Raw genomic sequence first — 26815 nt, 5'->3', positions numbered from 1 at the left:
CCCCCCCCCCCCCCCCCCCCCACCCCCCTGCGCCCGGGCGCCCATGCCGGGGCGTCGGGAAGACGGGCGGGGTCAGGCCAGCAGGTCGCGGGTGAGCGGGTCCCCGGCACCGGCCCAGAACCGCTGCAGCAGCGACAGCATCGCCGCCCCGGCGGGCGTGGCCGGGCCGGCATGGGCGAAGAGCGTCGCGCTCGAGCGCAGCTTCAGCGCATCGACGCTGCTGCCCATGATCGTCTCGACCGCGGTGCCGGCGTGGTCCAGCACCGCGCCCGCGGCCTCGGCGAGGCGGGCGGACAGGACGGGATCGGCAAGATAGGCCTGCGCCTCGGCCAGATCCTCGATGCCGTAGAATCGCGCGGTGCCCGAGCGGCCGAGCGCGCGCAGCTGCGGGAAGACGAACCAGATCCAGTGGCTGGTCTTGCGGCCGGCGCGCAGCTCGGCCAGCGCGTCGGCATACTGGCGTGCCTGCGCCGCGTGGAACCGCGCCAGATCGCGCGCGGCCCCGGCGGCCTCAGCCACCGGTATGGCTCATGTGGCGCGGCATCTGCCCGCCGACGCGGCCGCGCGAATAGTCGAAGTCGTGACCCTTGGGCTTGCGCAGGATCGCATCGCGGATCGCGGCTTCCAGCCCCGCATCGTCGGCGCTGGCGCGCAGCGGCGCGCGCAGATCGGCACGGTCCTCCTGACCGAGGCACATGTACAGCTCGCCCGTGCAGGTGACCCGCACCCGGTTGCAGCTTTCGCAGAAATTATGCGTGAGCGGCGTGATGAAGCCGATCTTCTGCCCGGTCTCCTCGAGGCGGACATAGCGCGCGGGGCCGCCCGACCGCTCGTCGCTGTCGACCAGCCGGAACCGTTCGGCCAGTCGCGCGCGCAGGTCGAGGATCGGCCAGTATTGGTCCAGCCGCGTCTCCTCGCCCATCTCGCCCATCGGCATCACCTCGATGAAGGTGAGGTCGTGCCCCTGCCGGCCGCACCACTCGACGAGGGTGTAGAGCTCGTCCTCGTTGAAGCCCTTGAGCGCGACGGTGTTGATCTTGACCCGGATCCCGGCCTCGGTCGCGGCCGTCAGCCCGTCGAGCACCTGCCGCAGCCGGCCCCAGCGGGTGATCTCGGTGAACTTGGCGTCGTCGAGCGTGTCGAGGCTGACGTTGATCCGGCGGATCCCGCAGGCGGCAAGGTCACCGGCGTATTTCGCCAGCTGGCTGCCGTTGGTGGTCAGCGTCAGCTCGCGCAGGTCGCCCGCGTCGAGATGGCGCTTCATCGCGCGGAAGAAATGCAGGATGTCGCGCCGCACCAGCGGCTCGCCGCCGGTGATGCGCAGCTTCGACACCCCGAGCCGGATGAAGGTCGAGCAGAGCCGGTCCAGCTCCTCGAGCGAGAGCAGGTCCTTTTTCGGCAGGAACTGCATCTGTTCGGCCATGCAGTAGGTGCAGCGGAAGTCGCAGCGATCCGTCACCGAGACGCGCAGGTAGGAGATCGGACGGGCGAAGGGGTCGATGAGACATGCCATGATCCGGGGAAGGTAGGCCCGGTCCGGCATCGCTGCAAGGGGCCGCAGGGGCCTGCGGCGCAGATCGCCCGGACCGATGCCCCGCGACGGGTCCCGCGTTTGGCCGCCGATCGGTCGCCGATTGGTCCCGGGGGGGTGCGGATGGCGGGCGCGGCGCGGGTGGCAAGGCGCGACCCGGCCGGCCGCGCGCGATGCCCCGCCGGGGGCGCGGTCGCGGCTCGCCCGGCGCCGGCCCGCGGCGCGGGGCGGCCGGTGTCGGCGGGTGCCGCGATCGGGCCGCTGACCCAGGTCCCGGAGGTCAGGTCCCGGAGGTCGGGTCCAGGGCGGGCGTCTTGGCGCTGGCCCCGGCGCTCAGTCCTCGGAGACGGGCGGCGGGTCCTTCGGTTTCGGCTGCGAGGCTTCGCGCGCGGCGGCGCGGTCCTCTTCGCGCGCGGCGCGCCAGCGCTCGGCGCGTTCGGCGTCGTGGCGGGCCAGCGCCGCGACCCAGGCCTCGGCCGCAGGGCGGGTGGCGCGGGTCGCCCACAGCATCGCCGCCCAGTCGAGGATCATCTCGCGCGCGGCGAGATCGTCCTCCTTGGGGAAGGCCATCTTCGCGAAGGGAAGCGTCATCGCGAGCGCGGTGCGCCGCGCCTCGGGGGCGGCCTGGTCGATCAGCTCGGCCAGGTCGACCAGCCGCGACGGGTCCGCCGCCAGCCGCCGCTCGCCGGCCCGGGCCACCGCCTGCGCGACCGGGCCTTCGGCCTCGGCGGCCCAGTCCATCACCAGGTCCCAGACCTCGGCATCCCCGGCGATCCGGGCCTGGGTCAAGAGCTTCGCCGCCGCGATCCGCGCCGGCGTCTCGCCGCTGGCCCAGAGCCCGGCCGCGAGCGTGCAGCGCTCCTCGATCGCGATCGCGCCGCGCCAGTCGCGCACCAGCGCGTCGAGTGCCGCGCCGTCGAGGCCGCGCAGGGCGGCAAGGGCTTCGTCAGGCGTCATTCCACGGTCACCGATTTCGCGAGGTTGCGGGGCTGGTCCACATCCGTGCCCTTGGCGACGGCGGTGTGGTAGGCGAGAAGCTGGGCGGGCACGGCATAGAGGATCGGCGCCACGAGGTCGGGGCAGGCGGGCAGGGTCACGCTGGCCCAGGTGCCTTCGCCCGCGGTCCGCACGCCCTGCGCATCCGACATCAAAAGCACCATGCCGTGGCGCGCCATCACCTCCTGCATGTTCGACACGGTCTTGTCGAACAGCCTGTCATGCGGCGCCAGAACCACCACCGGCACCATCCGGTCGATCAGCGCGATCGGCCCGTGCTTCAGTTCGCCCGACGCATAACCTTCGGCGTGGATGTAGCTGATTTCCTTCAGCTTCAACGCGCCTTCCAGCGCCAGAGGATACAGCGCGCCGCGGCCCAGGAACAGCACGTCCTGCGCCTCGGCCAGGCGGTCGGCCAGCCGCGCGATCTCGTCCGAGCGGCCGAGCGCCTGGTTCATCAGACCCGGCAGCGCGCGCAGGCTGTCGAGATGCGCGGCGAGGCCATCGGCATCGAGCCGCCCGCGATCCACCGCCGCCTTCAGCGCCATCAGCGCCAGCACCGTCAGCTGGCAGGTGAAGGCCTTGGTCGAGGCGACGCCGACCTCGACCCCGGCATGGATCGGCAGCGCCACGTCGCTTTCCCGGGCGATCGACGAGGTCGGCACGTTGACCACCGACACCACGCTGGCGACCTTCTCGCTGACATAGCGCAGCGCGGCCAGCGTGTCGGCGGTCTCCCCGGACTGGCTGACGAAGACCGCCATCGTCGCCGGCGACAGCGGCGGCTCGCGATAGCGGAACTCGGACGCGATGTCGGTGTCGCAGGGGATGCCCGCCAGCGTCTCGAACCAGTATTTCGCGGTCATGCAGGCATAGGAGGCCGTGCCGCAGGCCACCAGCAGAAGCCGATCGACCTTCGTGAAATCAAGGGCTTCGGGAAGGTCGATGCCGCCGTCGCGCAGGTAGCGGTTCAGCGCGTCGCCGATCACCACCGGCTGCTCGGCGATCTCCTTCATCATGAAGTGCTTGTAGCCGGCCTTCTCGATCCGCGTCGCATCGACGGCGATCCGGCCCATGTCGCGGTTCGCGCGCCGCCCCGAGACGTCGAAGATCTCGGCGCCGGCGCGGGTGACGAAGGCATGGTCGCCCTCTTCGAGATAGGTGATCCGGTCGGTCATCGGCGAGAGCGCGATCGCGTCCGAGCCCACGAACATCTCGCCGTCGCCATGCCCGATGGCGAGCGGCGAGCCCTTGCGCGCGGCGACCAGCAGGTCCTCCTCGCCGTCGAACAGGAACAGGAGCGCGAACGCCCCCTCCAGCCGGGCGAGCGTCGCCACCGCCGCGTCGCGCGGCGACAGGCCGCGGTCGAGATGCAGCCGCGCCAGCATCGCCACCGTTTCGGTGTCGGTCTGGCTTTCCGGCTTGAGGCCGGCCGCGGCCAGCTCTTCGCGCAGCTCGCGGAAGTTCTCGATGATGCCGTTGTGCACCACCGCCACCGGGCCCGAGCGGTGCGGGTGCGCATTCGTCACCGTCGCTGCGCCGTGGGTGGCCCAGCGTGTGTGGCCCATGCCGGACTTGCCGGCCAGCGGCTCGTGCACCAGCACGTCCGACAGGTTGATCAGCTTGCCCACCGCCCGGCGCCGGTCGAGCCGGCCGTGGTTCACCGTGGCGATGCCCGCCGAGTCGTAACCGCGGTATTCCAGCCGCTTCAGCGCCTCGACGATGATCGGCGCGACCTCATGGTTCCCCAGAACCCCGACAATTCCGCACATCTCAGCGCCTCGCCAGCTTGCGGGCCTTCGCGGCCTTCAGTTTCTCGAACAGCTTCACCGCCAGGCCCGGCTTCGTCTCCTGCCGGGCGCGGCCGATCGCCAGCGCGCCGTCGGGCACGTCCGAGGTGATCACCGACCCCGATCCGGTCATCGCGTCGGCGCCGACGGTCACCGGCGCGACCAGCATCGTGTCCGAGCCGATGAAGGCGCGTGCGCCGATGACGGTGCGGTGCTTGGACACGCCGTCATAGTTGCAGGTGACCGTGCCCGCGCCGATGTTCGTGTGCTCGCCGACATGGGCGTCGCCAAGGTAGGTCAGGTGTCCGACCTTCACGCCCTCGTCCAGCGTCGCGTTCTTGATCTCGACGAAGTTGCCGACATGGACCTCTTCGGCCAGCTCGGCGCCGGGGCGCAGGCGGGCGAAGGGGCCGACGGTCGCGCCGCGGCTGACATGGCAGCCCTCGAGATGGCAGAAGGCGCGGATCTCGGCCTCGGATTCCACGGTCACGCCGGGGCCGAAGACCACGTTCGGGCCGATGACGGCGTCGCGGCCGATCACGGTGTCGAAGCTGAAGAAGGTGGTCTCGGGCGCATGAAGGGTGACGCCGGTCTCCATCGCCTCGGCGCGCCGGCGCGCCTGGAAGGCGACCTCGGCCGCGGCGAGTTCGGGGCGCGAGTTGATGCCCAGCGTCTCGGACTCGTCGCAGGTGACGACGCCGGCGGCAAGGCCGCGGGCGCGGGCCAGGCCCACGATGTCGGTCAGGTAGTATTCGCCGGCGGCATTGTCGTTCGTCAGCCCGGCCAGAAGCTCGCGCAGAAGATCAACGTCGCAGGCCATCACCCCGGAATTGCACAGGGTGATCGCGCGTTCCTCGGCGCTGGCATCCTTCCACTCGACGATGCGTTCCAGGCTGTCGCCCGCCGTCACCAGCCGGCCGTAGCGGCCCGGGTCGGCGGGGGTGAAGCCCAGCACGGTCACGTCGGCGCGGGCCTCGGCCAGCCGTTCCAGCGTCTCGGGGGCGATGAAGGGGGTGTCGCCGTAAAGCACGATCGCGCGGCCCGAGAAACCCTCGAGCGCGGGGACCGCCTGCTGCACGGCGTGGCCGGTGCCCAGCCGCTCGGACTGGGTGACGCAGACCGCCTCGGGGTTGTGCGCCTTGGCGGCGGCCTCGACCTCGGGGCCGCCATGGCCGGTGACCACGACGGTCAGCTCGGGGAACAGCGTGTCGCCGGCGGCCATCGCGTGCCACAGCATCGGCACGCCGCCCAGCGGGTGCAGCACCTTCGGGCGGTCGGAATTCATCCGGGTTCCCTGGCCCGCGGCCAGGATGATCAGGGCGGTTGCCATCTGTCGCCTCTTGTTCCTGCTCGCCCCCGTATTTACCCATGCCCCGGTGTGCCGCAAGGGGCGGTGGCATCAAACGACGTTTCCACAAGTTACAGGGGCCGCAGCGCCCTGGAGAGGCAGCCATGCGCACGGTGATCTTCGATCTGGACGGAACGCTGGCGGACACGTCGGGCGACCTGATCGCGGCGGCCAACAGCTGTTTCCGCGACCTGGGGCTGGGCGATCTGCTGGACCCGGCCCGCGATGCGCTGACCGCGTTCCACGGCGGGCGGGCGATGCTGCGGCTGGGCTTCATGCGGGCATCGGCGCAGGAGCAGGGCGCGGAAGGGCAGGGAGCGCAGGGGCAGGCTTTGGGGCAGGCCTTGGGGCAGGCGCCGGACGAGGCGGCGGTGGATGCGCAGTACCCGCGGCTGCTGGCGGCCTATGGCGCGGCGATCCGGGTGCATACCCGCGCCTATCCGGGCGCGGTCGCGGCGGTCGAGGCGCTGCGCGCCCGCGGCTTCGCGGTCGGCATCTGCACCAACAAGCCCGAGGCGCTGGCGCATCAGCTGCTGACCGAGATGGGGATCCGCGACCTGTTCGCCTCGCTGGTCGGCGCCGACACGCTGCCGGTGCGCAAGCCCGATCCCGCGCCCTACGTGGCGGCGGTCGAGCGGGCGGGCGGCACGGTCGCGCGCTCGATGCTGATCGGCGATACCGAGACCGACCGCAGGACCGGGCTCGCGGTCGGCGTGCCGGTGGCGCTGGTGACCTTCGGCCCCGAGGGCCCCGGCATCGCCCGCCTTGCGCCCGAGGCGCTGCTCGATCGCTACGAGGACCTGCCGGCGCTGGCCGAGCGGCTTCTGGCCTGACCCGGCGCGGCGGCCGGCGGTGCCCCCGCGTCGCCGGACCCGCCGGCCCGCGCGACCGGCGGAGCCGGTGACGCGGGCCGGGGGGCCGTGCCGGTGGCTGGCGCCACGTGCGGGCCGGTCAGAACCGGTGCACGTAGGCCACGCCGAAGACCCAGGGGTCGACATGGGCGGTGCCGACCTTGGCGCCGTTGACCTTCACCTCGCTGTCGATGTCGATCCAGCGCGCATCCAGCCGCAGCGCCCCGCGCTCCGAGATCTGCCAGTCGACGCCCGCGTGCAGCGCCAGTCCCCAGCTGTCGTCGAGATCGACATCCGCCCCCGCCAGCGCGCCGGTGCCCTTGTCCTCGGTGAAGGTGGTCCAGTTCAGGCCGACGCCGAGGAAGGGCGTCGCGCGGGTGCCGGTCTGGACGTGATACTGGATCGAGACCGTCGGCGGCAGCTGCTTGACCTTGGCGACCGTGCCGAGCCCCGCGAGCGAGACGTCGTGGCTGAAGGGCGTCGCCGCCAGCAGCTCGATCCCGAGGTTGTCGCGCAGGAAGTATTCGAAGGTGATCGTCGGCTGGGCATTGTCGCCGGCATGGGCCTCGGCCCCGGCCAGCGTGCCGATGTCGTCCTTGGGGTTCACCGTGTGCAGCCCGAAGCCGAGGGTGATGTCTCCGGCCGACTGGGCGAGGGCGCCGCTGGCGGGCAGGAGGGCGAGGGCGGCACAGGCGGCCGCGCGGGCAAGGGGGCGCATCGGGTCTCTCCGTTTCAAGCGATGGCCCGGGCTTAGGCCCGCGTCCCGGGGCGCAGCGTTGATCTGGATCAAGACCGCCCGGCGCGCGGCGCGGGTGGACAACCTGTCGCACCCGACGCGGCGTTCCGCTTTCCCTTGCGGGCGCCGGCGGCTTCACTCGGCGCGCCGCATGTCCGGGGACGCGCCACCGATGATCCGCCTGCACCACGCCGCCCAGACCAGATCCTTCCGCGTGCTCTGGGCGCTCGAGGAGCTGGGGCTCGGCTACGAGCTTGTCCGCGTGAGCCTGCTCGACGGCAGCCTGCGCGGGCCGGACTACCGGGTGCTGTCGCCCGCGGGGCGGGTGCCCGCGATCGAGATCGACGGTGGGCGCATGGCCGAATCCGGCGCGATCCTGCAGTGGCTGTCCGAGCGCGAGGGCCGTCTTGGCCCCGGCGCGGGCGAGCGGGCGGACTGGCTGGAGTGGCTGCACTATGCCGAGACCGCGGGCGCGCATCTGGCCAACCTCACCCAGCAGCACATCGTCCTGCGCGAGGACTGGATGCGCTCGCCCACCGTCATGACGCTCGAGGCGCGGCGGCTGGCGCGGGTGCTGGCGGCGGTCGAGGACCGGGCGCGGGGCGAGTGGCTGCTGGGCGGCTTCTCGATGGCCGACATCGCGATGGGCTACAGCGCCGACATCGCCACCCGCTTCATCCCCCTCGAGGGGCTGCCGCGCACCGCGGCCTGGCTCGGGCGGCTGCGGGCGCGGCCCGGCTTCCTGCGCGCCCGCGCGGCCGACGGCCCGGCCGAGCTGTACCGCCAGCCGTTCTACCCGCCGCCCGCCGCCACCCCGCCGGCTGCCGCTCCGTCTGCCGCGCCGACCGAAGGCGGCGCGACCGCCCCGTCGCGGTCTTCGCGGCCCGGGCCGGGCGCGGGCTAGACCGCCCGGCGGGACGCGGTGTCGCGCGACCCGATGCCGCGGCGGCCGCAAGTCATTACGTCGGGTAAACTATTCGCATACAATTGCATTCTTTTCGCTGCACTGCGGTGAAAACCCGGGGTGCGTCAGTTGACCGCGCCCCCTGCGGAGAGTAAACGGTGCCTCAGCCGGAGTTCTTGCGAGCGGTGATCCGCTTGCGACAGGAGGGGAACCAGCCGTGGACGGATTGCTGCGCGAATACCTGCCGATCCTGATTTTTCTCGCATTGGCGGTGGCCCTGGGATTGATCCTGACCCTTGCGGCGGTGATCGTCGCGGTCCGCAACCCGGACCCGGAAAAGGTCTCGGCCTACGAATGCGGGTTCAACGCCTTCGACGATGCGCGGATGAAGTTCGACGTGCGCTTCTACCTGGTGTCGATCCTGTTCATCATCTTCGACCTCGAAGTGGCGTTCCTGTTCCCCTGGGCGGTCGCCTTCGGCGGGCTGTCGGAAGTGGCCTTCTGGTCGATGATGGTCTTCCTGGGCGTCCTGACCGTCGGCTTCGCCTATGAATGGAAGAAGGGAGCGCTCGAATGGGAGTGATGACCGGAGCCAACACCGCCGGCGCCGACCGCGAGGTCGCGACCCAGGCGCTGAACGCCGAGCTGCAGGACAAGGGTTTCCTGCTGACCTCGACGGAAGACATCATCAACTGGGCCCGCAACGGCTCGCTGCACTGGATGACCTTCGGGCTCGCCTGCTGCGCGGTCGAGATGATCCAGGTGTCGATGCCGCGCTATGACATCGAGCGGTTCGGGACCGCGCCGCGCGCCTCGCCGCGCCAGTCCGACCTGATGATCGTCGCGGGCACGCTGACCAACAAGATGGCGCCGGCGCTGCGCAAGGTCTACGACCAGATGCCCGAGCCGCGCTATGTCATCTCGATGGGCAGCTGCGCCAATGGCGGCGGCTACTATCACTACAGCTATTCCGTGGTGCGCGGCTGCGACCGCGTGGTGCCGGTCGACATCTACGTGCCGGGCTGCCCGCCCACGGCCGAGGCGCTGCTCTACGGCGTGCTGCAGCTGCAGCGCAAGATCCGCCGCACCGGCACCCTGGTGCGCTGAGGAGGGCACGATGACCGAACACGCCAACACCGACGCGCTGATCGAGCTGGCCCATCACATCGAGAGCCGCCGGTCCGACTGCGTCTCCTCGACCCGGGTGGAATTCGGCGAGCTGACCGTGACCGCGACCACCGCGGGCCTCGTCGGGCTGATCGACTTCCTGCGCACCGACGGCACCTGCAAGTTCTCGAGCCTCGTCGACATCACCGCGGTCGACTACCCGACCCGGCCCGAGCGGTTCGACGTCGTCTACCACTTCCTGTCGATGTACCGGAACCACCGCATCCGCGTGACGGTGCCGGTGCGCGAGGACCAGATGGTCCCGTCGATCGTGACGGTGCACAAGTCGGCCAACTGGTTCGAGCGCGAAGTCTTCGACATGTTCGGGATCATCTTCTCGGGCCACCCGGACCTGCGCCGGATCCTGACCGACTACGGCTTCCGCGGCCATCCGCTGCGCAAGGACTTCCCGACCACCGGCTATACCGAGGTGCGGTATGACGAGATCGAGAAGCGCGTGGTCTACGAACCCGTGAAGCTGACCCAAGAATACCGCCAGTTCGATTTCATGTCGCCCTGGGAGGGCGCGAAATACGTGCTGCCGGGCGACGACAAGGCGAAGGCCTGATCTCGTGGCCGGGGGGGTGATCCTGTTCTGCGTGGGAGCGACGAAGGCCGGCACGTCCTGGCTGTACCGCTACCTGCACGACCACCCGGATTGCCGCCTGCGGTCGATCAAGGAACTGCATTACTTCGATACCGTGGACACCGCCGACTTCGATACCCAGTTCGAGACCTGGGCGCGCCTGCGCCGCGATCTCGACGGCCGCCTCGCAGGCTTGGGCGAGGGGCAGCACTGGCGCCGTGCCAACCTGCGCCGCCAGCTCGACGATCTCGACGAGCTGGAGGGGGTGCTGCGGCTGGCGCAGTCGGGCGAGGCTGCGGCCGCCGACGCGGCCTATCTCGCCTATCTACAGCGGGGCGAGGGCGCCGAGCGGCTGGCGGCGGACATCACGCCGGGCTACGCGCTGCTGTCGGTCGAGCGGCTGTCGATGATGGCGCGGCTGTCGCCGGCGGTGCGGGTGCTCTACCTGATGCGCGACCCGGTCGAGCGGCTCTGGAGCCATGTGCGGATGCAGGCCACGCGCCAGCAGCGCCCCGGCGAAGAGGTCGAGGTCAAGTCGAAGCGGATCCTGAACCGGGTCTGCAAGCGCGGGCTCGAGACGCATATCCCGGCCCGCGGCGACTACCGCGGCACGATCGAGCGGCTGCAGGCGGCGGTGCCCGCCGGCCAGCTGATGGTCGAGTTCTCGGAACGGCTGCTGACCGAGACCGGTCTGCGGCGGCTTTGCGCCTTTCTCGGCATCGGCTACCGGCCGGCCGACACCGGGGCGCGGGCGCATGAGGGCGTGAAGGTTTCGATCGCGCCGGGGTCCAAACGGCAGGCGCAAGACTTTCTTGAGCCGCAATATGCCTATGTGGCGCAGAATTTCGGCCCGCTGCCCGAGCGCTGGCAGGCCAACTGGATGGGGGCGTGAGCATGGACGGCACTTTCGACGACGCGCTGACGGGCGAACAGAAGATCCGCAACTTCAACATCAACTTCGGGCCGCAGCACCCTGCGGCGCACGGGGTTCTGCGGCTGGTGCTGGAACTTGACGGCGAGATCGTCGAGCGCGCCGACCCGCATATCGGCCTGCTGCACCGCGGCACCGAAAAGCTGATGGAAAGCCGCACCTACCTGCAGAACCTGCCGTATTTCGACCGGCTGGACTATGTGGCGCCGATGAACCAGGAACATGCCTGGTGCCTGGCGATCGAGCGGCTGGTGGGGGTCGAGGTGCCCAGGCGCGCCCAGATCATCCGCGTGCTCTATTCGGAAATCGGCCGGATCCTGAACCACCTCCTGAACGTCACCACTGGCGCGATGGACGTGGGCGCGCTGACGCCGCCGCTCTGGGGCTTCGTCGCGCGCGAAGAGCTGATGGTGTTTTACGAACGCGCCTGCGGCGCCCGTCTGCACTCGGCCTATTTCCGGCCCGGCGGCGTGCACCAGGACCTGCCCGAGAAGCTGATCGACGACATCTACGACTGGATGGCGGAATTCCCGAAGAAGCTCGACGACATCGACGGGCTGGTGACGGACAACCGCATCTTCAAGCAGCGCACCGTCGACATCGGCATCGTCAAGGAACAGGACGTGCTCGACTGGGGCTTCTCGGGCGTGATGGCCCGCGGCTCGGGCCTGCCGTGGGACCTGCGCCGCGCGCAGCCCTACGAGAACTACGACGATTTCGAATTCAACATCCCCGTCGGCACCAACGGCGACTGCTTCGACCGGTACCTGTGCCGGGTGAAGGAGATGTATGAATCGGTGAAGATCTGCCGGCAAGCCTGCGAGATGCTGAAGAAAACCCCGGGCGACGTGCTGGCCCGCGGCAAGGTGACGCCGCCGAAACGTGGCGAGATGAAGCGCTCGATGGAAGCGCTGATCCACCACTTCAAGCTTTATACCGAGGGCTTCCACGTCCCCGCGGGCGAGGTCTATGCCGCCGTCGAGGCGCCGAAGGGCGAATTCGGCGTCTACCTGGTCGCGGACGGGTCGAACAAGCCCTACCGCGCCAAGATCCGCGCCCCGGGCTACCTGCACCTGCAGGCGATGGACTGGATGGGCAAGGGCCACCAGCTGGCCGACGTCTCGGCGCTGATCGCCACCATGGATATCGTGTTTGGGGAGGTGGACCGCTAATGCTGCGTCGCCTGCATCCGGTCCAGCCGGAAAGCTTCGAATTCACGCCCGCGAACCTCGCCTGGGCCAAGGGCCAGATCGCCAAGTACCCCGAGGGCCGTCAGGCCTCGGCGATCATCCCGCTGCTGTTCCGCGCGCAGGAGCAGGAGGGCTGGCTGAGCCGCCCGGCGATCGAATATGTCGCGGGTCTGCTGGACCTGGCCTATATCCGGGCGCTGGAAGTCGCGACGTTCTACTTCATGTTCCAGCTGCAACCCACGGGTTCGATTGCGCATTTCCAGATCTGCGGCACCACGTCCTGCATGATCGTCGGCGCCGAGGACCTGATGGAGGTCTGCAAGCGCAAGATCGCCGCCCATGCGCATGAGGTCTCGGCCGACGGCAAGTTCTCGTGGGAGGAGGTCGAGTGCCTCGGCGCCTGCGCGAACGCGCCGATGGCGCAGATCGGCAAGGACTATTACGAGGACCTGACCCCGGCCGGGCTGGAAAAGCTGATCGACGAGCTGGCGGCGGGCAACGTGCCGCGGCCCGGTTCGGAGATCGGGCGCTATTCGTCGGAACCCGCGGGCGGGCTGACCAGCCTGACCGAGTTCACCGGCGGCGCGCCCTACAACGGCTCGGTCCAGCGGGCGGTCGACATCGGCGAGACCGTCAAGCGCATCGACGGCACCGAGGTTCCGATCTCGACGCCCTGGATCGCCGGCTCGCAGCCGCAGGTCTGGGAGGCCAACCCGGCCTATGTCGCGCCGGGTCCGCGCAATGCCCCGGCCCCGGGCCCCGAGGCGACGCCGGGCGCGGGCCTGCCCGCCGACGAGACCGGCGTGACCGTGCAGGAGGCCCCGGCCGAGAGCGCGGCCGCGGTCGAGCCCGACGCGGCGCCCGAGGGCCCGTCCGAGGTGCCGGTCGAGGCCGGTGGAGAGGGCGTGCAGCCGCAGGGCCTGTCCGCGCCGCGCGACGGTGGCGGCGACGACCTGAAGGTGATCGAGGGCGTGGGCCCCAAGCTGGAAGAGACGCTGAACGGCCTTGGCATCTATCATTACGAGCAGATCGCCAACTGGACCCCGGCCGAGGTGGCCTGGGTCGACGGCAACCTGAAGGGGTTCCGCGGCCGGGTCACCCGCGACAAGTGGGTGGCGCAGGCGAAGCTGATCCTCGAGGTCGGGCGCGAGGAATTCCTGCGCCGGGCCAAGACGAACGACTACTGAGCGGGCATGTCCGGCCCCGACCAGAAGGCCCTCCAGCGCCAGGCGCGGATGGTGGCGGTGGTCATCGCGGTGACGATGATCCTCTGGCTCGGGCTCGGCTGGCTGGGAGGGCGGATGGGGCTGGACCCGTCCTATGCCTTCCTCGTCGACCTCGCGGCGATCGCGGCGTTCCTGTGGGCGCTGGTGGTGACATGGCGGATCAAGCGGGCGATGGCCCGCGGTTGAGACCCGGAAGGGGCCCGGAAGGGGAGAGATGAGATGCTGAAGGACCAGGACCGGATCTTTACCAACCTCTACGGCATGCACGACCGTTCGCTTCAGGGCGCGCGGATGCGCGGCCACTGGGACGGCACCGCCGGCATCCTCGAGAAGGGGCGCGACTGGATCGTCGAGGAGATGAAGAAGTCGGGCCTGCGCGGGCGCGGCGGCGCGGGCTTCCCGACCGGTCTGAAGTGGTCGTTCATGCCCAAGCAGTCGGACGGCCGCCCGGCCTATCTGGTGATCAACGCCGACGAATCCGAGCCCGCGACCTGCAAGGACCGCGAGATCATGCGCCACGATCCGCACACGCTGATCGAGGGGGCGCTGATCGCCGGCTTCGCGATGGGGGCGCGCGCGGCCTACATCTACATCCGGGGCGAGTACATCCGCGAGAAGGAGGCCCTGCAGGCCGCCATCGACGAATGCTATGACGCGGGGCTGGTGGGGCGCGATGCCTGCGGGTCGGGCTATGACTACGACGTCTACCTGCACCACGGCGCCGGCGCCTACATCTGCGGCGAGGAGACGGCGCTGCTGGAAAGCCTGGAAGGCAAGAAGGGGATGCCGCGGATGAAGCCGCCGTTCCCGGCCGGCGCGGGTCTCTACGGCTGCCCGACCACGGTGAACAACGTGGAATCGATCGCGGTCGTGCCGACGATCCTGCGCCGCGGCGGCGAGTGGTTCGCGTCCTTCGGGCGGCCGAACAACGCGGGCGTGAAGCTTTTCGCGATGTCGGGCCACGTGAACACGCCCTGCGTCATCGAAGAGACGATGTCGATCTCGATGCGCGAGCTGATCGAGAAGCATGGCGGCGGCGTGCGCGGCGGCTGGGCCAACCTGAAGGCGGTGATCCCGGGCGGCGCGTCCTGCCCGATCATCCCCGCCAGCCAGTGCGACGACGCGATCATGGACTATGACGGGATGCGCGAGCTGAAGTCGTCCTTCGGCACCGCCTGCATGATCGTGATGGACCAGCAGACCGACGTCATCAAGGCGGTGTGGCGTCTGGCCAAGTTCTTCAAGCACGAGAGCTGCGGCCAGTGCACGCCCTGCCGGGAAGGCACCGGCTGGATGATGCGGGTGATGGACCGCCTGGTGACCGGCGATGCCGAGCCCGAGGAGATCGACATGCTGCTGTCGGTCACCAAGCAGGTGGAAGGCCACACGATCTGCGCGCTGGGCGACGCGGCGGCCTGGCCGATCCAGGGCCTGATCCGTCACTACCGCGAAGAGATCGAGGATCGGATCAAGGCGAAGAAGACCGGGCGCATGGGCGCCATGGCGGCCGAGTAAGGGCCAGAGCGGGAGCAGGGCGGCGTGAAACCCATGGGGATCATCGGCATTTTCGGCGTCGGGGCACTTGCGGCCTGCGGCGAGCCGAACCTGCGCGAGACGCCGCAGGGGTTTTCGGCCACCCAGACCGCGATGAGCCCCGGCTCGCCGATCGCGTACAGGGGCGAAAGCTTCCATGCCGGCGTGACCCGGGGCCCGGCGGGCGTGCGGTTCACCGGCGCGGGCGCGCAGGCGGTCGCGGGCGACACGGTCAGCGTCACTCGCGCGGGCGGCGCGATGCGCTATGACGAGGGCAAGCCTGCCAAGGACGTGGCGCGGCTGGCCTGCGAGGGTGCCGGGCGGCGCTATGACGCGACGGCCCAGGGCCGGTTCGTCGCGGGCGCGTGGCAGTTCGCCGGGGCCTGCGCGTGACCGCGGTGGGGGGACGGAATGGGAATGCACGGATTTGCCTACGAGGCGACCGGGATCCCCGCGCTGATCTGGAGCGCGGTGGTCTTCGTGATCGTCTTCTGGCCGGTGGTGCGCATCCTGCAGCGGACCGGCCATTCGGGCTGGTGGGTGCTGCTGGCGCTGCTGCCGGTCGTGAACCTGATTGCACTCTGGGTGCTGGCGCTGAAACGCTGGCCCTCGGGCGACAACCGCTGAGCGGAGAGAGACATGTCTAACCTGCGCAAGATCATCATCGACGAGCGCGAGATCGAGGTCGATCCGAACCTGACGATCATCCAGGCCTGCGAGCAGGCCGGGATCGAGGTGCCGCGCTTCTGCTATCACGAACGGCTGTCGATCGCCGGCAACTGCCGGATGTGCCTGGTCGAGGTCGTCGGCGGCCCGCCGAAGCCCGCCGCCAGCTGCGCGATGCAGGTCAAGGACCTGCGCCCCGGCCCGGATGGCGCGCCCTCGGTGATCAAGACCAACTCGCCGATGGTGAAGAAGGCGCGCGAGGGGGTGATGGAGTTCCTGCTCATCAACCACCCGCTCGACTGCCCGATCTGCGACCAGGGCGGCGAATGCGACCTGCAGGACCAGGCGATGGCCTATGGCGTCGACTTCTCTCGCTATCGCGAGCCGAAGCGGGCGTCGACGGACCTCAACCTCGGCCCGCTGGTCGAGACGCACATGACGCGCTGCATCTCGTGCACCCGCTGCGTGCGCTTCACCACCGAAGTCGCGGGCATCCACCAGATGGGGCAGACCGGGCGTGGTGAAGACGCCGAGATCACCAGCTATCTGAACGAGACGCTGAACTCGAACCTGCAGGGCAACATCATCGACCTGTGCCCGGTGGGCGCGCTGGTCTCGAAGCCCTATGCCTTCACCGCCCGTCCGTGGGAGCTGTCGAAGACCGAGACCATCGACGTGATGGACGCGCTGGGCAGCAACATCCGCGTCGACACCAAGGGCCGCGAAGTGATGCGGATCCTGCCGCGCAACCATGACGGCGTGAACGAGGAGTGGATCAGCGACAAGACCCGCTTCGTCTGGGACGGCCTGCGCCGCCAGCGGCTGGACACGCCCTACATCCGCGAGAACGGCCGCCTGCGGAAGGCGGGCTGGGGCGAGGCGCTGGCCGCCGCCGCCCGCGCGATGAAGGGCCGCAAGGTCGCCGGCATCATCGGCGACCTGGCCCCGGTCGAGGCCGCCTTCTCGCTCAAGACCCTGATCGAGGGGATGGGCGGCTCGGTCGAGTGCCGCACCGACGGCGCGCGGCTGGTCGCGGGCGAGCGGGGCGCCTATGTCGGCAACGGCCGGATCGAGGACATCGACCACGCGAAGTCGATCCTGATCATCGGGTCGAACCCGCGCAACGAGGCGCCGGTGCTGAACGCGCGGATCCGCAAGGCCTGGTCGGCGGGCGCGAGCGTCGGGCTGATCGGCCCGGCGGTCGACCTGACCTTCCCCTATGACCACATCGGCACCGGGCGCGAGGCGCTGGTCGATCTGGCCGGGCGCGACGTGGCCGAGGCGGACCGGGTCGAGAGCCTGATCATCGTCGGCGCCGGCAGCCTGACCGAATCCGACGGCGCGGGCGTGATGGCGCAGGTGATGAAGCTCGCTGCGGCGACCGGCGCCAAGGTGCTGGTGCTGCACACGGCCGCAAGCCGGGTCGGCGCGCTGGACGTGGGCGCGGTGACCGAGGGCGGCGTGACCGCCGCGATCGACGGCGCCGACGTCGTGTGGTCGCTGGGCGCCGACGAGGTCGAGATCGCCCCGGGTCCCTTCGTGATCTACCAGGGCAGCCACGGCGATCGGGGCGCGCACCGCGCCGACCTGATCCTGCCGGGCGCGGCCTATACCGAGGAAAACGGCCTGTTCGTGAACACCGAGGGCCGCCCGCAGCTGGCGTTCCGCGCCGGTTTCGCGCCGGGCGAGGCCAAGGAGAACTGGGCGATCCTGCGCGCGGTCTCGGCCGAGCTGGGGGCGACGCTGCCCTGGGACAGTCTGGCGCAACTGCGCCAGAAGCTGGTCGCGGCGGCGCCGCACCTGGCCAAGATCGACGTGGTGGCCGAGAACACGCTGCCCAGCCTCGAGCTGCGCGAGCTGCCGAAGGCCGATTTCCGCACCCCGGTGACGGATTTCTACCTGACCAACCCGATCGCGCGCGCTTCGGCGCTGATGGCGGAACTGTCGAAACTGGCCGCCGAGCGCGCGGCCACGCCGCTCGCGGCGGAGTGAGAACCGATGCGCGCCACCCGTCCCCTTGCCGCACTGACCGCGACCGGCCTTCTGGCCGGGCTCGGGGCCTGTGCGCCGAGCGGCGACGCGGCGGCGGGGCAGGCGGCCTTCAAGCCGTCGTATCGGGGGATCGAGACCCGGCTTCTGTCGGGTGACCTGGTGAATTTCCGCGTGGCGATGTCGGGCGCCCGCGGCCTGCCGGACGTGGAGGCCTACGCGGCCTGCGCCGCGGCGCAATACGCCCTGATCCGGGGCTACGGCTTCGCGCGCCACGTGCGCACGAATGTCGACGAACAGGGTGGCGTTTGGAAGGCGGATGCGGTTTACACGATCTCGCCGGCGCTGCCCCGCGGCATATCGACGCTGGACGCGGAGGTGGTCGTCGCCGACTGCGCCGCACAGGGCATACCGACGGTCTGAGGGACATAAGGCAAGATGGCTGAGTTTCTGAACACCTCTCTGGGCACCTTCCTGCTGATCCTCGTGCAGGCGATCGGGGTCGTGGCCTTCGTGATGATCTCGCTGATCTTCATGGTCTACGGCGACCGGAAGATCTGGGCGGCGGTGCAGCTGCGGCGCGGCCCGAACGTGGTCGGCCCCTGGGGCCTGATGCAGACCTTCGCGGATGCGCTGAAGTACATCCTGAAGGAGGTCATCGTCCCGGCCGGGTCGGACAAGTTCGTGTTCTTCCTGGCGCCGATCCTCAGCTTCGTGCTGGCGATGATGGCCTTCGCGGTGATCCCGCTGGCCGACGGCTGGGTGCTGTCGGACATCAACGTCGCGGTGCTGTTCGTCTTCGCGGTCTCGTCGCTGGAAGTCTACGGCGTGATCATGGGCGGCTGGGCCTCGAACTCGAAATACCCGTTCCTGGGCTCGCTCCGGTCGGCCGCGCAGATGATCTCGTACGAGGTGTCGCTGGGCCTGATCATCATCGGGGTGATCATCTCGACCGGCTCGATGAGCTTTGGCGACATCGTCCGCGCCCAGGACGGCGCCTATGGCCTGTTCAACTGGTACTGGCTGCCGCACCTGCCGATGGTCGTGCTGTTCTTCGTCTCGGCGCTGGCCGAAACGAACCGCCCGCCCTTCGACCTGCCGGAAGCGGAATCCGAACTCGTCGCCGGTTACCAGGTCGAATACAGCTCGACCCCGTTCCTGCTGTTCATGGCCGGCGAATACATCGCGATCTTCCTGATGTGCGCGCTGCTGTCGATCCTGTTCTTCGGCGGCTGGCTGAGCCCGATCCCGGGTCTGCCCGACGGGTTCTTCTGGATGTTCGTGAAGATGTGGTTCTTCTTCTTCATGTTCGCGATGGTGAAGGCCATCGTGCCCCGCTACCGCTACGACCAGCTGATGCGGATCGGCTGGAAGGTGTTCCTGCCGCTTTCGCTGATCTGGGTCGTGCTGGTCTCGATCCTTGCCCGCTACGAAGTGTTCGGCGGCCTCTGGGCCCGCTGGACGATGGGAGGCTGACATGGCGTTCGATGTCGCGCGCGCCGCGCACTACTTCTTCATGATGGATTTCATCAAGGGCTTCGGCCTCGGGATGAAATACTTCTTCGCGCCGAAAGAGACGCTGAACTACCCGCACGAGAAGGGGCCGCTGTCGCCGCGCTTCCGTGGCGAGCATGCGCTGCGCCGCTACCCGAACGGGGAAGAGCGCTGCATCGCGTGCAAGCTGTGCGAGGCGATCTGCCCGGCGCAGGCGATCACCATCGATGCCGAACCGCGCGAGGACGGCAGCCGCCGCACCACGCGCTACGACATCGACATGACGAAATGCATCTACTGCGGCTTCTGCCAGGAAGCCTGCCCGGTGGACGCGATCGTCGAGGGGCCGAATTTCGAATTCGCGACCGAGACCCGCGAGGAGCTGTTCTATGACAAGGACAAGCTTCTGGCCAACGGCGCGCGCTGGGAAGCCGAGATCGCGCGCAACCTCGAGATGGATGCCCCGTACCGCTGAGGCGGACAGCAGGTAAGGACCCCGGATGAGCGACGAATTCTCCAAGATGTTCCGGACGATGATGGAGCAGGGCCAGGAAATGGCCCGCGCCTTCAACCCGGCGATGGAGAACTTCTCTTTCAAGGGGTTCGAGAACCTCATCCCCACGATGTCCAAGGACTTCATGGAGATGTGGTTCGGCAAGACCTTCAACCGCGACGGGCTGGACGCCAAGACCCGGCTTCTGGTGACGATCGCGGCGCTGACGGTTCTGGGCGCGCATGCGGAGCCGCAGCTGAGGCTGGCGATCCGCCACGCGCTGGAGGCGGGGGCGAAGCAGCGGGAGATCGCGGAAGTGATCTACCAGATGAGCATGTTCGGCGGGCTGCCCGCCATGACCAAGGCACTTGAGATCGCCCAGGGCGTGTTCAAGGACCTGGACGAGACGGAATGAGGGACGCGCAAGTGAGGGCCCGGGGATGACCTTTTTCGAATTCGCCTTCTACCTGTTCGCGGTGATCGCGGTGGTGTCGGGGCTGATGGTCGTGGTGAACAAGAACCCCGTCCACGGCGTGCTGTGGCTGATCCTCGCCTTCCTGGCGGCGGCGGGGCTGTTCGTGCTGATGGGCGCGGAATTCGTCGCGATGCTGCTGATCATCGTCTATGTCGGCGCCGTCGCGGTGCTGTTCCTGTTCGTGGTGATGATGCTCGACGTCGACTTCGCCGAGCTGAAGGGCGAGATGGCGCGCTACATGCCGCTCGGCCTGCTGGTGGGGGTGGTGATCCTGCTCGAGCTGGGGATGGCCTTCGGTTCGTGGCAGGGGTCCTCGGCGGCGATGGGGCTGCGGGTCGCGCCGACGCCCGAAGGGGTGACCAACACCGCCGCGCTGGGCGCGCTGCTGTACGACAAGTACGTCTTCCTGTTCCAGATGGCGGCGCTGGTGCTGCTGGTGGCGATGATCGGGGCGATCGTGCTGACGCTGCGCCACCGCAAGGACGTCAAGCGCCAGGACGTGCTGCGCCAGATGTACCGCAAGCCCGAAGAGGCGGTCGAGCTGCGCGACGTCAAGTCGGGGCAGGGGCTCGGCTGAGCCCGCCCGCCGGAGGCGGCGGCGGGACGAGAGATTGGGCCCTTCGTGACGGGGCCGGTGAAGGAAGCGGGTGTAGGCGCCCGGAGGGACGAGAATGATCGGATTGACCCATTATCTTGGCGTGGCTGCCGCGCTGTTCGTGATCGGGATCTTCGGGATCTTCCTCAATCGGAAGAACGTGATCGTCATCCTGATGTCGATCGAACTGATGCTGCTGGCGGTCAACATCAACATGGTGGCCTTCTCGGCCGCGCTCGGCGATCTCGCGGGGCAGGTCTTCACCATGTTCGTGCTGACGGTCGCCGCGGCCGAGGCGGCGATCGGTCTGGCGATCCTCGTCTGCTTCTTCCGCAACCGCGGCACGATCGATGTCGAAGACGTCAACGTGATGAAAGGCTGAGGGGCCCATGGAAACGATCATCCTCTTCGCCCCGCTGGTCGGCGCGATCATCGCGGGCTTCGGCTGGCGCGTGATCTCCGAGCAGGGCGCGCAATACCTGACCACCGGGCTGCTGGCGCTCGCCTGCCTGCTCAGCTGGATCGTCTTCCTCGGCTTCGACGGCGAGATGCGGCAGATCCAGATCCTCGACTGGGTGCAGTCTGGGACGCTGGACACCAGCTGGTCGATCCGGCTTGACCGGCTGACCGCGACGATGCTGATCGTCGTGACCACGGTCTCGACCCTCGTGCACCTCTACTCGATGGGCTACATGGCCCATGACGACAACTGGGGCCATCACGAGCACTACAAGGCGCGCTTCTTCGCCTATCTGTCGTTCTTCACCTTCGCGATGCTGATGCTGGTGACGGCCGACAACCTCTTGCAGATGTTCTTCGGCTGGGAGGGCGTGGGCGTCGCCTCGTACCTGCTGATCGGGTTCTACTACCGCAAGCCCTCGGCCTGCGCGGCCGCGATGAAGGCCTTCATCGTCAACCGGGTGGGCGACTTCGGGTTCCTGCTGGGGATCGCCGGCCTCTACTTCATGGTCGACTCGATCCATTTCGACGACATCTTCCAGGCGGTGCCGACGCTGGCGCAAAGCACGGTGACCTTCCTGTGGACCGACTGGAACGCCGCCAACGTGCTGGCCTTCCTGCTGTTCGTCGGCGCGATGGGCAAGTCGGCGCAGCTGATCCTGCACACCTGGCTGCCCGACGCGATGGAGGGGCCGACGCCGGTGTCGGCGCTGATCCACGCCGCGACCATGGTCACCGCCGGGGTGTTCCTGGTCTGCCGGATGTCGCCGCTTTACGAATACGCGCCCGAGACCAAGACCTTCATCATCTACCTCGGCGCGACCACGGCCTTCTTCGCCGCGACCGTCGGCCTGGTGCAGAACGACATCAAGCGCGTGATCGCCTATTCGACCTGCTCGCAGCTGGGCTACATGTTCGTGGCCGCGGGCTCGGGCGTCTATGGCGCCGCGATGTTCCACCTGCTGACCCACGCCTTCTTCAAGGCGATGCTGTTCCTGGGCGCGGGCTCGGTCATCCACGCGATGCACCACGAACAGGACATGCGCAACTACGGCGGCCTGCGTCACAAGATCCCCTACACCTACTGGGCGATGATGATCGGGACGCTCGCGATCACCGGTGTCGGCATCCCGCTCACGCATATCGGCTTCGCGGGCTTCCTGTCGAAGGACGCCATCATCGAGAGCGCCTATGCCTCGGGCGTCGGCTATGCCTTCTGGATGCTGGTCATCGCGGCGGCCTTCACCTCGTTCTATTCGTGGCGGCTGATCTTCATGACCTTCTTCGGCAAGCCGCGCGGCGATCACCACGCGCACGACCACGCGCATGAAAGCCCGATGGTCATGCTGGTGCCGCTGGGCGTGCTGGCGCTGGGGGCCGTGTTCTCGGGGATGGTGTGGTACAACAGCTTCTTCGGCGACCACGAGAAGATGTCGGCCTTCTTCGGGATGCCGCATCACGCCGAGGCGAGCGAGGGCGGCCATGGCGCCGAACCCGCGGCCACCGAACATGCCGCGACCGAAGCCGCCACCGCCGGGCATGCCACCACCGAAACGGCGACCGCCGAGGGTGAGGCTGCGGGCGAAACCGCGGGCGAGGCACATGCCGCGGTCGCGGGCCTGGGCGAGATCGGCGCGATCTACATGGCGCCCGACAACCACGTGCTGGACGAGGCGCACCATTCGCCGGCCTGGGTCAAGGTCTCGCCCTTCGTGGCGATGCTGCTGGGGCTGATCGTGGCGTGGCTGTTCTACATCAAGGACACCTCGCTGCCGCGCAAGCTGGCCGAGAACCAGCCGGTGCTCTACCGCTTCCTGCTCAACAAGTGGTATTTCGACGAGGTCTACGACGTGATCTTCGTGCGGCCGGCCAAGAGCCTTGGCGCCTTCCTGTGGAAGCGCGGCGACGGCAACGTCATCGACGGCACGATCAACGGCGTGGCGCTTGGCATCGTGCCCTTCTTCACCCGCCTCGCGGCCAGGGCGCAGTCGGGCTACCTCTTCCACTATGCCTTCGCGATGGTGATCGGGATCGCGGTCCTGCTCACCTGGGCGGCCCTGATGGCCGGCAACTGAACGGGGCCCGGGGACAGACAATGGAAAACCTCCTCTCCATCATCACCTTCACGCCGATCGTGGCGGCGCTGATCCTCGCGGTCTTCCTGCGCGGCGACGACAAGGCGGCGCAGGCCAACGCGAAATGGGTGGCGCTGGTCGCCACCACGGTCACCTTCCTCGTGTCGCTGTTCCTGCTTGCGGGCTTCGATGCCGGCAACACCGGCTTCCAGTTCGTGGAAGAGCACGACTGGATCATGGGGCTGAAGTACAAGGTCGGCGTCGACGGGATCTCGGTCCTGTTCGTGATGCTGACCACCTTCATCATGCCGCTGACGATCTGGTCGTGCTGGACCGTCGACACCCGGGTGAAGGAATACATGATCGCCTTCCTGATGCTGGAAGGGCTGATGATCGGCGTCTTCGTCGCGCTCGACCTTGTGCTGTTCTACCTGTACTTCGAGGCCGGCCTGATCCCTATGTTCCTGATCATCGGCATCTGGGGCGGCAAGGACCGGATCTACGCGTCCTTCAAGTTCTTCCTGTACACCTTCCTCGGCTCGGTGCTGATGCTGGTCGCGATGATCGCGATGTATGTCGACGCGGGCACCACCGACATCGCGGCGCTGCTGCGCCACGATTTCAGCTCGGCGCCGATGGTCGTGCTGGGCTTCCATGTCGCGGGCGGGCTGCAGACGCTGCTGTGGATCGCCTTCTTCGCCAGCTTCGCGGTGAAGATGCCGATGTGGCCGGTGCACACCTGGCTGCCCGACGCCCACGTTCAGGCTCCGACCGCGGGTTCGGTCGTGCTGGCCGCGATCCTGCTGAAGATGGGCGGCTACGGCTTCCTGCGCTTCTCGCTGCCGATGTTCCCGGTGGCCTCGGACATGCTGGCGCCGCTGGTGCTGTGGCTGTCGGCGATCGCGATCGTGTACACGAGCCTTGTCGCGCTGGCGCAGAGCGACATGAAGAAGGTCATCGCCTATTCGTCGGTGGCGCACATGGGCTATGTGACCATGGGCATCTTCACCGCCAACCAGCAGGGCATCGACGGCGCCATCTTCCAGATGATCAGCCACGGCTTCATCTCGGGCGCGCTGTTCCTGTGCGTGGGCGTGATCTACGACCGGATGCACACGCGCGAGATCTCGGCCTATGGCGGGCTGGTGAACCGGATGCCGGCCTATGCGCTGCTGTTCATGTTCTTCACCATGGCCAACGTCGGCCTGCCGGGCACCTCGGGCTTCATCGGTGAATTCCTGACGATCATGGGCGTGTTCCAGGTCAACACCTGGGTGACCTTCGTCGCCGCGACCGGGGTGATCTTCTCGGCCGCCTATGCGCTGTGGCTGTATCGCCGGGTGGTCTTCGGCGACCTGATCAAGGAAAGCCTGAAGCTGATCACCGACATGGACCGGCGCGAGAAGGCGATCTTCGCCCCGCTCGTGATCATGACCCTGTTCCTCGGCGTCTATCCGAAGGCGGTGACCGATGTCATCGGCCCCTCGGTCGCGGCGCTGGTTTCCGACTACCAGGCCGCGCAGCCCGCCCAGACGGCGGACGCTGCGCCGGTCAACCACTGAGGGTGGCCCCGATGACCTCTGCCGATTTCTCCACGGTCCTGCCCGAGGCGCTGCTGGCGCTGTACGCGATGGTGATGCTGCTCGTCGGCGTCTGCGCCGGGAAGGACAAGCTTACCGGCACCATCACCTGGATCACCGCGGCGGTCTTCGTTCTGCTGGCGGCGATGATCGGGCTTGGCGGCTCGGGCAGCCGGGTGGCCTTCGCGGGGCTGTTCCTCGACGACGGCTTCGCGCGTTTCGCCAAGGTCACGCTGCTGCTGTCGGCGGCGGCGGTGCTGGTGATGAGCCATGACTACGTGATGAAGCGCGACATGGGCCGGTTCGAATATCCGATCCTCGTCACGCTCGCCGTGGTGGGCATGATGGTTATGGTCTCGGCCGGCGACCTGATGACCCTCTACATGGGGCTCGAGCTGCAGTCGCTCGCGCTCTACGTCGTGGCCGCGATCCGGCGCGACAGCGTCAAGTCGACCGAGGCGGGGCTGAAGTACTTCGTGCTGGGCGCGCTCAGCTCGGGGATGCTGCTCTACGGCGCCTCGCTGACCTACGGCTTCTCGGGCACGACCACCTTCGCCGGCATCACCCAGGCGATCGGCGCGACCGAGCACCTGCCGCTGGGCCTGCTGATCGGCCTCGTGTTCCTGATCGTGGGCCTCGCCTTCAAGGTCTCGGCGGTGCCGTTCCACATGTGGACCCCCGACGTCTACGAGGGCGCGCCGACCCCGGTCACCGCCTTCTTCGCCACCGCGCCCAAGGTCGCCGCCATGGCGCTGTTCGCCCGGGTGATGTTCGATGGCTTCGGCATGGCCGCGGCCGACTGGGGCCAGATCGTCGCGCTGCTCGCGGTGCTGTCGATGTTCCTGGGCTCGATCGCCGCGATCGGCCAGACCAACATCAAGCGCCTGATGGCCTATTCCTCGATCGCGCACATGGGCTACGCGATGCTCGGGCTTCTCGCGGGCACCGCGCTCGGCGTGCAGGCGATGCTGATCTACATGGCGATCTACGTCACCATGAACGTCGGCACCTTCGCCTTCATCCTGTCGATGAGCCGCGACGGCCAGCCCGTCACCGACATCGGCGCGCTGAACCAGTATGCCAAGCGCGAGCCGACGCAGGCGCTGGCGCTGCTTTTCCTGTTCTTCTCGCTTGCGGGCGTGCCGCCGTTCCTGGGCTTCTTCGCCAAGTACGGCGTGCTGCGCGCCGCGGTCGACGCGGGCTATGGCACGGTGGCGGTGCTGGGCGTGGTCGCCTCGGTGATCGGCGCCTACTACTACCTGCGCATCGTCTACTACCTGTACTTCGGCACCGAGGGCGAGACGCTCGACGGCAAGATGGCGGCGCCGCAGTGGCTGCTGCTGGTCGGTTCGGCCGCGGTGATGCTCTTGGGGGTGTTCAACCTCTTCGGCATCGACACGGTCGCGGCGGCGGCGGCGGAAGCCCTTGTCCGCTGACCAGCCCCGCTGGGACTGGCCCGACGGTGTCGCGCGCCATGTCCTGGCCGAGGTCGACAGCACCAATTCCGAGGCTGCCCGGATCGGGCCGGGGCTGACCGCCCCGGCCTGGATCCTTGCACACCGCCAGACCGCGGGCCGCGGCCGGCGGGGCCGGGCCTGGGTCGACCCGGTCGGGAATTTCGCGGCGACGCTGGTGATGCGGGTGCCGGGCGGCCCGGCGCGCGCGGCGCTGCGCAGCTTCGCCGCCGCGCTCGCGCTGGACGAGGCGCTGGTGGGGCTGTTGCCGCCGGCGGCGCGGCTGGCGCTGAAATGGCCCAATGACGTGCTTCTGAACGGTGGCAAGGTCTCGGGCATCCTGATCGAGGGGCTGGCCGGCGGCCAGCAGATCGCGATCGGCATCGGCGTGAACCTGGTCCATGCCCCCGATCCCGCCGACCGCGACCCGCGGGCGCCGCGCCCGGTCTCGGTCGCGGGCGAGACCGGCATCACCCTGTCCCCGGACGAGCTTCTGGATCGGCTCGCCCCCGCCTTCGCCCGGTGGGAGGCGCAGCTGCTGGCCTATGGCTTCGCGCCGCTGCGCGCGGCCTTCCTCGCGCGCGTCACCCGGCTGGGCCAGCCGGTGGTCGCGCGCGCCACCGACCGCACGATCGAGGGCACGTTCGAGACGATCGACGCCGAGGGCGCGATCGTGCTGGTAACGCCCGCCGGCCGCGTCAGCATGCCTGCGGCCGATCTCTTCTTCTGACGACCTGACGACTGCC

29 protein-coding genes are annotated in these 26815 nt (G+C 68.8%); 23 read left to right on the top strand and 6 right to left on the bottom strand.

The features are described from left to right. Positions 1-72: 72 nt before the first annotated feature. The 5 genes from V8J39_RS04580 to glmU form a co-directional block, all read right to left on the bottom strand. Entirely contained in the window at positions 73-519 is a 447-nt protein-coding gene (locus tag V8J39_RS04580) for a DUF1810 domain-containing protein (RefSeq protein ID WP_336459670.1), read from the bottom strand. Next, positions 512-1543 (bottom strand): GTP 3',8-cyclase MoaA, encoded by a 1032-nt coding sequence (gene moaA, locus V8J39_RS04575; RefSeq protein WP_442902546.1) that lies wholly within the window; start codon positions 1541-1543, stop codon positions 512-514. Before moaA ends, V8J39_RS04580 begins: the two co-directional genes overlap by 8 nt. 321 nt (positions 1544-1864) lie before the next feature. Further along, positions 1865-2488, bottom strand: coding sequence for a DNA alkylation repair protein (locus V8J39_RS04570; RefSeq protein WP_336459668.1), 624 nt, complete (start codon positions 2486-2488; stop codon positions 1865-1867). Beyond that, a complete protein-coding gene (gene glmS / locus V8J39_RS04565) occupies positions 2485-4299 on the bottom strand; it encodes a glutamine--fructose-6-phosphate transaminase (isomerizing) (RefSeq protein ID WP_336459667.1) in 1815 nt (604 codons plus the stop codon). The genes V8J39_RS04570 and glmS overlap by 4 nt, the downstream gene beginning before the upstream one ends. Before the next feature lies 1 nt (position 4300). After that, a complete protein-coding gene (gene glmU / locus V8J39_RS04560) occupies positions 4301-5647 on the bottom strand; it encodes a bifunctional UDP-N-acetylglucosamine diphosphorylase/glucosamine-1-phosphate N-acetyltransferase GlmU (protein ID WP_336459666.1) in 1347 nt (448 codons plus the stop codon). Positions 5648-5769: 122 nt separating this feature from the next. On the opposite strand from glmU, the gene V8J39_RS04555 reads away from it, so the two are divergent. Then, positions 5770-6498 carry an HAD hydrolase-like protein gene (locus V8J39_RS04555; RefSeq protein ID WP_336459665.1) on the top strand — a complete coding sequence of 243 codons (729 nt, stop codon included), beginning with the start codon at positions 5770-5772 and terminating at the stop codon, positions 6496-6498. A 118-nt stretch (positions 6499-6616) separates the two neighbouring features. Here V8J39_RS04555 and V8J39_RS04550 read toward each other — a convergent pair whose 3' ends face one another. Continuing rightward, positions 6617-7234 carry an OmpW/AlkL family protein gene (locus V8J39_RS04550; protein ID WP_336459664.1) on the bottom strand — a complete coding sequence of 206 codons (618 nt, stop codon included), beginning with the start codon at positions 7232-7234 and terminating at the stop codon, positions 6617-6619. A 190-nt stretch (positions 7235-7424) separates the two neighbouring features. Here V8J39_RS04550 and V8J39_RS04545 point away from each other — a divergent pair, with 190 nt between their 5' ends. The 22 genes from V8J39_RS04545 to V8J39_RS04440 all read left to right on the top strand — a co-directional run bounded on the left by V8J39_RS04545 (position 7425) and on the right by V8J39_RS04440 (position 26799). After that, a complete protein-coding gene (locus V8J39_RS04545; protein ID WP_336459663.1) occupies positions 7425-8156 on the top strand; it encodes a glutathione S-transferase family protein in 732 nt (243 codons plus the stop codon). A 217-nt stretch (positions 8157-8373) separates the two neighbouring features. Further along, positions 8374-8739: an NADH-quinone oxidoreductase subunit A gene (locus V8J39_RS04540; RefSeq protein ID WP_336459662.1), complete on the top strand. Its 366-nt coding sequence runs from the start codon at positions 8374-8376 to the stop codon at positions 8737-8739. Next, the gene (locus V8J39_RS04535; protein ID WP_336459661.1) at positions 8739-9263 is read left to right on the top strand and encodes a NuoB/complex I 20 kDa subunit family protein; all 525 of its coding nucleotides are present in this window, start codon (positions 8739-8741) and stop codon (positions 9261-9263) included. Before V8J39_RS04540 ends, V8J39_RS04535 begins: the two co-directional genes overlap by 1 nt. Before the next feature lie 10 nt (positions 9264-9273). Then, a complete protein-coding gene (locus tag V8J39_RS04530; protein WP_336459660.1) occupies positions 9274-9891 on the top strand; it encodes an NADH-quinone oxidoreductase subunit C in 618 nt (205 codons plus the stop codon). A 4-nt stretch (positions 9892-9895) separates the two neighbouring features. Continuing rightward, complete coding sequence (locus tag V8J39_RS04525; protein ID WP_336459659.1) at positions 9896-10801, top strand: sulfotransferase; 906 nt, start codon at positions 9896-9898, stop codon at positions 10799-10801. 2 nt (positions 10802-10803) lie between these two features. After that, on the top strand, positions 10804-12012 hold the full coding sequence (locus V8J39_RS04520; protein ID WP_336459658.1) for an NADH-quinone oxidoreductase subunit D: 1209 nt from the start codon (positions 10804-10806) through the stop codon (positions 12010-12012). Beyond that, a complete protein-coding gene (locus V8J39_RS04515; protein ID WP_336459657.1) occupies positions 12012-13217 on the top strand; it encodes an NADH-quinone oxidoreductase subunit E in 1206 nt (401 codons plus the stop codon). The genes V8J39_RS04520 and V8J39_RS04515 overlap by 1 nt, the downstream gene beginning before the upstream one ends. Before the next feature lie 6 nt (positions 13218-13223). Further along, the gene (locus V8J39_RS04510) at positions 13224-13442 is read left to right on the top strand and encodes a DUF5337 family protein (protein ID WP_336459656.1); all 219 of its coding nucleotides are present in this window, start codon (positions 13224-13226) and stop codon (positions 13440-13442) included. A 33-nt stretch (positions 13443-13475) separates the two neighbouring features. Further along, on the top strand, positions 13476-14771 hold the full coding sequence (gene nuoF / locus V8J39_RS04505; RefSeq protein ID WP_336459655.1) for an NADH-quinone oxidoreductase subunit NuoF: 1296 nt from the start codon (positions 13476-13478) through the stop codon (positions 14769-14771). A gap of 24 nt (positions 14772-14795) precedes the next feature. Next, complete coding sequence (locus V8J39_RS04500) at positions 14796-15182, top strand: hypothetical protein (RefSeq protein ID WP_336459654.1); 387 nt, start codon at positions 14796-14798, stop codon at positions 15180-15182. Positions 15183-15206: 24 nt separating this feature from the next. After that, positions 15207-15416 (top strand): DUF805 domain-containing protein, encoded by a 210-nt coding sequence (locus V8J39_RS04495; protein ID WP_336459653.1) that lies wholly within the window; start codon positions 15207-15209, stop codon positions 15414-15416. A 12-nt stretch (positions 15417-15428) separates the two neighbouring features. Next, positions 15429-17447: an NADH-quinone oxidoreductase subunit NuoG gene (gene nuoG / locus V8J39_RS04490; protein ID WP_336459652.1), complete on the top strand. Its 2019-nt coding sequence runs from the start codon at positions 15429-15431 to the stop codon at positions 17445-17447. A gap of 6 nt (positions 17448-17453) precedes the next feature. Beyond that, positions 17454-17867, top strand: coding sequence for a hypothetical protein (locus tag V8J39_RS04485; protein ID WP_336459651.1), 414 nt, complete (start codon positions 17454-17456; stop codon positions 17865-17867). A gap of 15 nt (positions 17868-17882) precedes the next feature. After that, on the top strand, positions 17883-18920 hold the full coding sequence (nuoH, locus tag V8J39_RS04480; RefSeq protein WP_336459650.1) for an NADH-quinone oxidoreductase subunit NuoH: 1038 nt from the start codon (positions 17883-17885) through the stop codon (positions 18918-18920). A 1-nt stretch (position 18921) separates the two neighbouring features. Then, on the top strand, positions 18922-19413 hold the full coding sequence (nuoI, locus tag V8J39_RS04475; protein WP_336459649.1) for an NADH-quinone oxidoreductase subunit NuoI: 492 nt from the start codon (positions 18922-18924) through the stop codon (positions 19411-19413). Between the two features lie 25 nt (positions 19414-19438). Further along, a complete protein-coding gene (locus tag V8J39_RS04470; protein WP_336459648.1) occupies positions 19439-19846 on the top strand; it encodes a carboxymuconolactone decarboxylase family protein in 408 nt (135 codons plus the stop codon). A 25-nt stretch (positions 19847-19871) separates the two neighbouring features. Further along, on the top strand, positions 19872-20483 hold the full coding sequence (locus V8J39_RS04465) for an NADH-quinone oxidoreductase subunit J (RefSeq protein WP_336459647.1): 612 nt from the start codon (positions 19872-19874) through the stop codon (positions 20481-20483). A gap of 94 nt (positions 20484-20577) precedes the next feature. Beyond that, the gene (nuoK, locus tag V8J39_RS04460) at positions 20578-20883 is read left to right on the top strand and encodes an NADH-quinone oxidoreductase subunit NuoK (RefSeq protein WP_336459646.1); all 306 of its coding nucleotides are present in this window, start codon (positions 20578-20580) and stop codon (positions 20881-20883) included. A 7-nt stretch (positions 20884-20890) separates the two neighbouring features. Next, positions 20891-23035, top strand: coding sequence for an NADH-quinone oxidoreductase subunit L (gene nuoL, locus V8J39_RS04455; protein ID WP_336459645.1), 2145 nt, complete (start codon positions 20891-20893; stop codon positions 23033-23035). A gap of 20 nt (positions 23036-23055) precedes the next feature. Then, positions 23056-24597 (top strand): NADH-quinone oxidoreductase subunit M, encoded by a 1542-nt coding sequence (locus V8J39_RS04450; protein ID WP_336459644.1) that lies wholly within the window; start codon positions 23056-23058, stop codon positions 24595-24597. Between the two features lie 11 nt (positions 24598-24608). Then, positions 24609-26051: an NADH-quinone oxidoreductase subunit NuoN gene (gene nuoN, locus V8J39_RS04445; protein WP_336459643.1), complete on the top strand. Its 1443-nt coding sequence runs from the start codon at positions 24609-24611 to the stop codon at positions 26049-26051. Then, positions 26041-26799 carry a biotin--[acetyl-CoA-carboxylase] ligase gene (locus V8J39_RS04440; RefSeq protein WP_336459642.1) on the top strand — a complete coding sequence of 253 codons (759 nt, stop codon included), beginning with the start codon at positions 26041-26043 and terminating at the stop codon, positions 26797-26799. The genes nuoN and V8J39_RS04440 overlap by 11 nt, the downstream gene beginning before the upstream one ends. Positions 26800-26815: the final 16 nt, after the last annotated feature.

Origin of the sequence: Frigidibacter sp. MR17.24 (genome assembly GCF_037095655.1) — a bacterium.
GTDB lineage: Bacteria > Pseudomonadota > Alphaproteobacteria > Rhodobacterales > Rhodobacteraceae > Frigidibacter.
This window is presented reverse-complemented; position numbering and strand designations above follow the sequence as displayed.

What these genes read in the sequence shown, in the direction of transcription:
- moaA (WP_442902546.1), bottom strand. Translation starts at nt 1,543, where the DNA reads ATGCCGGACCGGGCCTACCTTCCCCGGATCATGGCATGTCTCATCGAC.
- V8J39_RS04570 (WP_336459668.1), bottom strand. Translation starts at nt 2,488, where the DNA reads ATGACGCCTGACGAAGCCCTTGCCGCCCTGCGCGGCCTCGACGGCGCG.
- glmS (WP_336459667.1), bottom strand. Translation starts at nt 4,299, where the DNA reads ATGTGCGGAATTGTCGGGGTTCTGGGGAACCATGAGGTCGCGCCGATC.
- glmU (WP_336459666.1), bottom strand. Translation starts at nt 5,647, where the DNA reads ATGGCAACCGCCCTGATCATCCTGGCCGCGGGCCAGGGAACCCGGATG.
- V8J39_RS04555 (WP_336459665.1), top strand. Translation starts at nt 5,770, where the DNA reads ATGCGCACGGTGATCTTCGATCTGGACGGAACGCTGGCGGACACGTCG.
- V8J39_RS04550 (WP_336459664.1), bottom strand. Translation starts at nt 7,234, where the DNA reads ATGCGCCCCCTTGCCCGCGCGGCCGCCTGTGCCGCCCTCGCCCTCCTG.
- V8J39_RS04545 (WP_336459663.1), top strand. Translation starts at nt 7,425, where the DNA reads ATGATCCGCCTGCACCACGCCGCCCAGACCAGATCCTTCCGCGTGCTC.
- V8J39_RS04535 (WP_336459661.1), top strand. Translation starts at nt 8,739, where the DNA reads ATGACCGGAGCCAACACCGCCGGCGCCGACCGCGAGGTCGCGACCCAG.
- V8J39_RS04530 (WP_336459660.1), top strand. Translation starts at nt 9,274, where the DNA reads ATGACCGAACACGCCAACACCGACGCGCTGATCGAGCTGGCCCATCAC.
- V8J39_RS04520 (WP_336459658.1), top strand. Translation starts at nt 10,804, where the DNA reads ATGGACGGCACTTTCGACGACGCGCTGACGGGCGAACAGAAGATCCGC.
- V8J39_RS04515 (WP_336459657.1), top strand. Translation starts at nt 12,012, where the DNA reads ATGCTGCGTCGCCTGCATCCGGTCCAGCCGGAAAGCTTCGAATTCACG.
- V8J39_RS04510 (WP_336459656.1), top strand. Translation starts at nt 13,224, where the DNA reads ATGTCCGGCCCCGACCAGAAGGCCCTCCAGCGCCAGGCGCGGATGGTG.
- nuoF (WP_336459655.1), top strand. Translation starts at nt 13,476, where the DNA reads ATGCTGAAGGACCAGGACCGGATCTTTACCAACCTCTACGGCATGCAC.
- V8J39_RS04495 (WP_336459653.1), top strand. Translation starts at nt 15,207, where the DNA reads ATGCACGGATTTGCCTACGAGGCGACCGGGATCCCCGCGCTGATCTGG.
- nuoG (WP_336459652.1), top strand. Translation starts at nt 15,429, where the DNA reads ATGTCTAACCTGCGCAAGATCATCATCGACGAGCGCGAGATCGAGGTC.
- V8J39_RS04485 (WP_336459651.1), top strand. Translation starts at nt 17,454, where the DNA reads ATGCGCGCCACCCGTCCCCTTGCCGCACTGACCGCGACCGGCCTTCTG.
- nuoH (WP_336459650.1), top strand. Translation starts at nt 17,883, where the DNA reads ATGGCTGAGTTTCTGAACACCTCTCTGGGCACCTTCCTGCTGATCCTC.
- nuoI (WP_336459649.1), top strand. Translation starts at nt 18,922, where the DNA reads ATGGCGTTCGATGTCGCGCGCGCCGCGCACTACTTCTTCATGATGGAT.
- V8J39_RS04470 (WP_336459648.1), top strand. Translation starts at nt 19,439, where the DNA reads ATGAGCGACGAATTCTCCAAGATGTTCCGGACGATGATGGAGCAGGGC.
- V8J39_RS04465 (WP_336459647.1), top strand. Translation starts at nt 19,872, where the DNA reads ATGACCTTTTTCGAATTCGCCTTCTACCTGTTCGCGGTGATCGCGGTG.
- nuoK (WP_336459646.1), top strand. Translation starts at nt 20,578, where the DNA reads ATGATCGGATTGACCCATTATCTTGGCGTGGCTGCCGCGCTGTTCGTG.
- nuoL (WP_336459645.1), top strand. Translation starts at nt 20,891, where the DNA reads ATGGAAACGATCATCCTCTTCGCCCCGCTGGTCGGCGCGATCATCGCG.
- V8J39_RS04450 (WP_336459644.1), top strand. Translation starts at nt 23,056, where the DNA reads ATGGAAAACCTCCTCTCCATCATCACCTTCACGCCGATCGTGGCGGCG.
- nuoN (WP_336459643.1), top strand. Translation starts at nt 24,609, where the DNA reads ATGACCTCTGCCGATTTCTCCACGGTCCTGCCCGAGGCGCTGCTGGCG.